Below are 6,312 nucleotides of genomic sequence, written 5' to 3'. Positions count from 1 at the left end.
CTGAAAAAAGGCGGCACCCAGAAACTTTTCCTGTTTTTTATCAATGATCTGTTTTCAAACAATCTCTGAGACATGAACAGCATCATCCGACCCGATAATGCTATGGTCCCGTGTTTCACGGGGAAAACTTCTTAAAAAAACTTCGCAAAGATGTCGCCCTTCAAAAGGCGACATCAGAATGTTTATTTTTATCAATACCTTATAAAAATACGTTCGTTATTCTGCTTCTGCATAGCACCGGCATCGCCCCCTGCCGGTTTCTGTATTGAACAAGACGGCCCGTCATTATAGCATCATAATGTATACATCCCTTTCCCGGAGGGGTGCTGGCGGCCTGAACCTGACCATATATGCGCTGACACCCATCCCAATCGTGGAATCTGTCAACACGCCATGCCCCAGGACAAGATACAGCACATCTACGCGGCGCACGCATATTACGATATTCGCCAGGAACTGGAAAAACGGCCCGGCGCACCGGCCTGTACGCAGGTGTCCACCCTGGATGACCTCAAGGCGATCATTCCCCAGGCCGAAGTGCTTGTGACTTCCATGCTCTGGCGGAACGAGTTGCTGGACATGGCGCCCCGGCTGCGCCTGATCCAGTCCATCAGTTCCGGCGTGGATCAGTTCGACCTGGACCGCCTGAAGAAACGCGGTATCCGACTGTGCAACGCCCGTGGCGTCAACGCCAATGCGGTTGCAGAACATGCGCTGGCCCTGATGCTCAACCTTGCGCGACGCCTTTACGAAGCACGCGACAACCAGAAACTCCGCCACTGGTCAACGACAGGCACTGATCCGCGCCCACGCCTTCAGGAACTGTCGGAAAAGCATGTACTGATCGTTGGCATGGGCACGATCGGCGATCGTGTCGCGCGCCTGTGCCTTGCACTGGGCATGAAGGTCAGTGGCGCACGCCACAGCGTACGTCCCCTCGACGTTGCGGGGGTAGAGCAGATCGCCATGGATGACCTGCATTCCGGCCTGAAGGTGGCGGATTACGTCATCCTGACATGCCCGCTCACCGCGCAGACGCGCCACCTCATCAACGCCGCCGCATTTGGCGCGATGAAACACGATGCCTGCCTGGTGAACGTGGCGCGCGGCCCGGTGGTGGAGGAAACAGCCCTGATAGAGGCGCTTGATGCGGGCCGGATCGCCGGTGCGGCACTTGACACCTATGACGAGGAACCCTTGCCATCGTCTTCCGCGCTGTGGTCGCGCCCCAATCTGGTAATGACCGGGCATACGGCGGGGGAGACCCAGTTTTATGAACGCAATGTCGTCGATATCCTGATGAAGAATCTTGCAGCACTCGAAACCGGTGGCGTCATGACAAACCAGATCATCTGAAACCTGATCTACGGGATGCCTGTTTTCAACCGATCCGTTGAATAAGGGATCGGTTGAAAAGGCAGGACCAGAACTCCGCAGAAACAATGAAATGTCTGGCGAGTGTTTTTGAAAATTCCAAAAGCACGACTTAATTTTAAAAATATCCAGATTTTTTAAGTACCGACTTTTTTGAAAAATGTGATGTCTTCTGAAGATTTTTAGAAAAATCTTCACCAAAAACCTTTATAATTTCAGGATGTTATTAATCCTGACTTTTCAAACAGCCTCTGACAGGTTGTCGGATTGGGATTTTTTACGTAACGGCATTGCGTGAATTATGAATAACCATAGAATTTCAATGAAAAAATAAATATGTTTTCATCAGTTATATAATATCCATTTCAACTCCAATCCGACGCCCTGTTAAATAGTCAATGTCTTTCAATTCTTTTTAATTTTTACATTCCAGCCGGTCATAGGCCGCCAGCACAAGGCGACGGGTACGGTATTCGCCATAAGTGGCCATTTCGTGCTTGCGCAGTACCCTGAACGTCTGTGATGGATAATCGGTCCCCATGACATCGTGGGGATCGAGAATATATTCCAGTTGCCTGCGATCCAGGCCATAAGCACGCGCGTACCATGCATCGAGTTCCGCGCGAAGCAATGCGCGTCGTGCCACATCCCATGCAAAAGGTGCCCCCCCATACCCCATACCCCGCGCGAACAGGGCCATGGTCTCGGTGGTATAGGTCAGTTCCAGCACCCGCGACGCAATGAATGCCACATCATCCGTACCATAAAAATCAGGGGGCAGCACGGGAAGCTGTCGCACGATAAAGAAATTCAGGTTAACCCCCCCCGCTTTCTGCCGACAGATAAAATCAAATGGCAACGACGACAAATTGGCAACCAGGCAGGCTGCCCGCGGGTCGGCCCATCCCATGCGGGGCGACAGCAGGGTCATGCTGTTCCCCACCCCCCATGGCGGTAATAGATTACAGATGAAGGTGCGCCCGTTCGTGGGGGACATGATGTTGCGAAATCCGAAAAATACCGGTGTATCGGCTATATTCCCGACCTTGCGCACGACCTCTGCCTGCGGAACCCAGTAATGGGGCGTGATCTCGAATGCAGGATTACGATGTTCACGCAACCCGGTCTGCGGCAGGACGCGATGGCCACGCTCCCCTTTGCGCGCGCCGTAACCCGCATGCCTGTGGTCATAAAAATACCCCATCTTGGCCTCGTACAGCGGGACATAACGTCCTGCATGTCCATCTTCCGCCGCATCCTTTGCCCTTGAGGCAGGATGGACCCAGTTCACCCCCCTGCGTCGCCAGCCTCCCCCCGCCAACTGGGCCGCAGTGCGGAACAGGCGGCTGTCACTTGTCATGTTGAACAGGCCCTGACGGAACTCTACCCCCCATGGATTCCCGGCTGGTCCATCGGACTCATGCACGAAAACGGGGACATGGGCATAAATCGCGGTGGTCAAGGCGGCATCCATGCGTGAACGGAAAACAGGCATCGTCCGCGTATTGGGATTGATCCGCGCGATTTCTTCTGCCGACAGAGAAAAGCAGCGCCGCATGTCGTGGCACTGTTGCGTATCGGTCAGGCAACAGGCGAATTCCGTTTCCATAATCGCGTTACCAATCGTCAACAGGCAGAATTTAAAACTGCGATGAACCCCGGGAAACAGCGGTGCGCTGTTTTCAAAATCCATCAGGCGCGCCAATCGCCTTTCCCCCACCAGATGCCCCAGCAGTGGCGCAGTCGTGGCATCGGTCGCAATGCCGGTCGGTACCACCAGCCCTGCCCGCCCCTCACGCCGTACAAGAAAGAGGAACAGTTCGGTAAAAAGCGCGTAGGTATTTCCCTTGCCCCGCCCGGCAAGGGGAAAGCGACCGCTGGCACGTACGAAAATACCCATCGCCTCGCTATGTCGCCGCGCATGGGCAAACTGCGCGAAAAGGTCGGGTCGCACTGTGCTGAGTGCTGAAATCGCAGCCTTGCGCGCCGCCCCCTTCAGGATGGATATCTCGGACAGGCGTGACCCGAAATACTCTTCCTCCTCCAGTTGCATCACCTCCCACGGGGGGTTGCCGATCACGACGTCAAATCCCTCATGCCCCCCCATGATGTCGGCAAAGGCCAGTGACCAGTGCAATACGCGTGCCCCGCGTGCAATGCGAATGGCCGCGTCCTCATACCCGGCGGGGGGAGGATCACCCGACAGCCGCGCCCATATCTGCGCCGTCGTAGGCACCATGTCGGCGGTGCCGCCCACGGGGCGGGGCAGCATGAACGCCGCGACATACATGTCACAGGCCCGGCCAAGGGCAGAACAGGACACGAAAGACCACCAGTCCTCGAAATACTGCTGCTTTCGCGCGACTTCATGCACCGTATCCTCCGCCATTTCCCGCAGGCCGGACAGGCCCGCCACAAAAGGGGCATGAAGCGGCAGAACGTCTGGTGGGGGCAATTCAGACTTTGCGCGCTGGTTGCGCTGCAGGCAACGACGGACGATGGCGGGATCATCATTGCCCATTACACGATAGGCCGTATCTGGCACCCCCTGCTGGAGCACCGCCACATCAGCCACGCCAAGCAACGCATTCCCACACAGGATATTCGCCGCCAGAAAGCACAAAGGACGTCCGGGGATGCCCGTTTCGATCCATAATGCCATGCGCGTCAGTTCCACCGCCATGGGATTGCAATCGACCCCATATATACAACGCGCCACCACATCACGCAGGATGGTGCGATATTCTCCCCCCTTCGGGGCATGGTGGCGCACGATACGCATGGCCATGCGCCGTGCGGCAGCAAGCAGGAAGTGCCCCCCACCACAGGCCGGGTCAATCACCCGCAGCGCAAGCAGGGCCGCCGCCCCGCCGGACGCCTCGGCCCGGTCCATGACGGGATCGAGCGTACTGTCGAGCAGGGATTGAACAAGGCTGTCAGGTGTATAGTAACTTCCCGATGTCCGGCGATCGTTACCGCGCCCGGCATCATCAAGCGTGAATAGCCCGCCGACACTACCGGGCCGTATTTCCAGCAGGCTTTCATACACGGTCGCAAGATCCCCGCTGCCAACACGGCACCAGTCAACCCGAAGCGATGCATGCGCTTCGCCGCCAATAAAGCCGAGGTGACGAATTGCACACAGGCATGCCTGATCCCCAATCCGTGCGGACATCAGCATAGGCATCCCCACCGGATCCACCCACGCCCCCAATGCCGGAATCCCGCGCTCAGGATCACCAACATCCATTGCGGCAAGGACACGGCGCAGGCTTTCCCAAACCCTGTCATCCGTCGCCCCGTCCGGTGCGCAGGCCCGCGCCAGCCAGTATGAAAAATAACGCCCTGCATCCCCCTCTACATGATGCAGCAGGCCACGCGCCTCCATCCCCGCAAGGAATGCAAGGCGACAAACCACCCGAAGCAGTTCGTCAAACAGACGCGACAATATGGGATCATCCGCCCCAACCGCGTCACGGATATCCGCATTGGCATCGAGTACTCCCTGCCCAAGTGCAAGCAGGGCCGCCCTGACCCCGGCACGCAGGCATGCTTCCCCCTGCGGCGGGATGCCCCCGGTCGCCTGTCCTTCCACTTTATCAGGAGCGCCCAAAGGGAAGGCATCCTCCGTCCCCGACCTGGAGGAGGAAATATATATGGGCTCCGATCGGGATGGCATCTTATTCCTGTAAAGAGAGCATCTGAGGACAAACTTTCATCGCCTTTCACCGGCGTGGAGGCAAGGCCGAAACCCGTCCATGCACCCATCAGCGTCAGAGGCCCAACCGCCGCCACAACATGATGCATGGCCGTGGCATTTCCATGTCGCCTGCACTATTCCATACTGACCATAGACACCTGAAACAGGACGGACATGAACAGTTTACGCGCCGGGTCTCCTTCTTCCCTGCTGGCTGGCCTGGGCAATGGCGTGGCCGCCGGGGCCTGCTGGGGCCTGGTGTTCGTCGCACCGGCCATGATGCCGGATTTCACGGCGCTGCAACTGGCAACGGTACGCTACGTTATGTACGGGGTCTTTTCCGTGGCGCTGCTGCTGCCACGCGCGGGTCGCCTTGCCGCGCGCATCCCGCGTGGGGGACGCCCCGCCCTGCTGTGGCTGGGGCTGACTGGCAATCTTGGCTATTACATCCTGATCGCAACAGCGGTCGGGCTCTGCGGTATCAACATCACCTCCATCGTCACAGGTTTCCTGCCGGTAATTGTCGGGGTGCTGGGCACGCGTGAAGGCGATGGGCTGGACCTGCGCCGACTTGTGCCATCCATGCTGCTGATGCTGATGGGGATCAGCCTGACCGCCGTACAGGCCCTGTATGCACCTGACACGCAGGCAGGTTTCGACACCGCCCACCTTACAGGTTTCATATGTGCTGTCGGCGGACTGGCATCATGGAGCATCTTTGCCATTTCGAATGCACGCTGGCTCAGGCGGCTTCCTGATACCAGTGCGGAGGAATGGGGCCTGCTGACCGGGGTTGCCACAGGGGCCGAGGCGCTGTTCCTCATCCCGTTCGCCTGCCATGGCGCGGCATCGCATACGCCATCTCAATGGGTGTGGTTCATTGCGCTTGGCACCGGTATTGCACTGGTGTCATCACTGCTGGGCGGGATTTTCTGGAATCGCACCTGCCGCCTCCTTCCCATGACGCTCAGCGGGCAGATGGCGGTAGGAGAAACCCTGTTCGCGCTGCTCTATGGCTGCCTGTGGACAGGACGATGGCCCACCGTGATGGAGGCAGGTGCCGTCATCTTTCTTGTGCTGAGTGTCGTCTTCTGCACCTTCGCGCACGCACCGCCATCGCGCAACAGGGAGCATGCCCGCCATGATACGTCGCGCCTCTCCACCTGATCGGGTTGGTTCAAGATAAGATCATGAAATGATAAAGGTTTTTGGTGAAGCTTTTTCCAAAAAGCTTCGAA

3 protein-coding genes are annotated in these 6,312 nt (G+C 57.6%); 2 read left to right on the top strand and 1 reads right to left on the bottom strand.

The window, feature by feature from the left end; translation table 11 throughout:
- Nucleotides 1-393: 393 nt before the first annotated feature.
- The gene (locus B7G66_RS09985) at nucleotides 394-1,356 is read left to right on the top strand and encodes a D-2-hydroxyacid dehydrogenase (RefSeq protein ID WP_003619285.1); all 963 of its coding nucleotides are present in this window, start codon (nucleotides 394-396) and stop codon (nucleotides 1,354-1,356) included.
- A 433-nt stretch (nucleotides 1,357-1,789) separates the two neighbouring features.
- On the opposite strand, the gene B7G66_RS09980 is transcribed toward B7G66_RS09985, so the two are convergent.
- A complete protein-coding gene (locus B7G66_RS09980) occupies nucleotides 1,790-4,987 on the bottom strand; it encodes an Eco57I restriction-modification methylase domain-containing protein (protein WP_159107962.1) in 3,198 nt (1,065 codons plus the stop codon).
- A gap of 261 nt (nucleotides 4,988-5,248) precedes the next feature.
- Between B7G66_RS09980 and B7G66_RS09975 the strand changes: the two genes are divergently transcribed.
- Nucleotides 5,249-6,241: a DMT family transporter gene (locus B7G66_RS09975; RefSeq protein ID WP_003619282.1), complete on the top strand. Its 993-nt coding sequence runs from the start codon at nucleotides 5,249-5,251 to the stop codon at nucleotides 6,239-6,241.
- Nucleotides 6,242-6,312: the final 71 nt, after the last annotated feature.

This window comes from Novacetimonas hansenii JCM 7643, assembly GCF_000964405.1.
GTDB classification, from domain to species: domain Bacteria; phylum Pseudomonadota; class Alphaproteobacteria; order Acetobacterales; family Acetobacteraceae; genus Novacetimonas; species Novacetimonas hansenii.
Note: the sequence above shows the minus strand (reverse complement) of the source record. Positions and strands in the feature narration are given on the sequence as shown.